This is a genomic window from Actinomadura sp. B10D3 (assembly GCF_039871695.1).
GTDB classification, from domain to species: domain Bacteria; phylum Actinomycetota; class Actinomycetes; order Streptosporangiales; family Streptosporangiaceae; genus Spirillospora; species Spirillospora madurae.
In genome coordinates this window covers 1-1,166 of sequence record NZ_JBDPLY010000096.1, presented here as the reverse complement: position 1 = coordinate 1,166, position 1,166 = coordinate 1, and the positions used below count along the sequence as shown (strand labels likewise).

Sequence of the window (1,166 nt, the reverse complement as noted above, 5' to 3'; positions counted from 1 at the left end):
GCCGGTTACTTCAGGAGCTGGCGGGCCATGACCATCCGCTGGATCTGGTTGGTCCCCTCATAAATCTGGGTGATCTTGGCGTCGCGCATCATCCGCTCCACCGGGAACTCCCGCGTATACCCATACCCGCCCAGCAACTGCACCGCATCGGTCGTCACATCCATCGCCACATCCGACGCCAACGCCTTGCACGCCGACGAGACGAACGTCAGATCCGCCACCCGCTCCCCCGCCATCACCCGCTCAGACTTGATCGCCGCGTGATACGTCAACTGCCGCGCCCCCTCCAACCGCATCGCCATATCCGCCAGCATGAACTGCACACCCTGGAAATCAGCGACCGGCCTACCGAACTGCCGCCGCTGCTTCACATACCCCACCGCGAAATCCAGCGCACCCTGCGCGATCCCCAACGCCTGCGCCGCGATGGTGATCCGCGTATGGTCCAACGTCGCCAGCGCCGTCTTGAACCCCGTCCCCTCCGCACCGATCAGCCGATCCCCCGGAATCCGCACATCCTCCAAGATCACCTGCCGGGTCGGCGACCCCTTGATCCCCAGCTTGCGCTCCTTCGGCCCGAACGACACCCCCACATCGTCCTTCTCCACCACGAACGCCGAAATCCCCCGCGCCCCCACCGACGGATCGGTCACCGCCATCACCGTGTAGAACTCCGACACACCGGCATTGGTGATCCACATCTTGGTGCCATTGAGCACCCAGACATCCCCATCCCGCACCGCACGAGTCTTCATCCCCGCCGCATCCGACCCCGCATCAGCCTCCGACAACGCATAAGAGAACATCGCCTCCCCCCGCGCCACCGGACCCAGATACCGCTTCTTCAACTCCTCCCCACCGGCCAGCAACACCGGCACCGTGCCCAGCTTGTTCACCGCCGGAATCAACGACGACGACGCACACGCCCGCGCCACCTCCTCGATCACGATCACCGTGGCCAGCGCATCAGCCCCCGCACCCCCGTACGATTCGGGCACATGCACCGCATGCAGCCCGTTGGCCACCAACGCCTCCAGCGCCTCCTGCGGGAACCGGGACTCCTCATCCACCTCCGCCGCGAAAGGAGCGATCTTGGCCTCGGCCAGTTCACGTACCGTGGCCCTCAGCAGCTCATGCTCCTCGGACGGGGCGTACGCGGGAAAGTC

The 1,166-nt window shown here is 65.4% G+C and carries 1 protein-coding gene; it reads right to left on the bottom strand.

Annotated features, from left to right (window positions below; genetic code table 11):
• Window positions 1–5 precede the first annotated feature (5 nt).
• The coding region (locus tag ABGB11_RS42415; RefSeq protein WP_347641371.1) for an acyl-CoA dehydrogenase family protein at window positions 6–1,166 on the bottom strand (1,161 nt) is incomplete at its 5' end.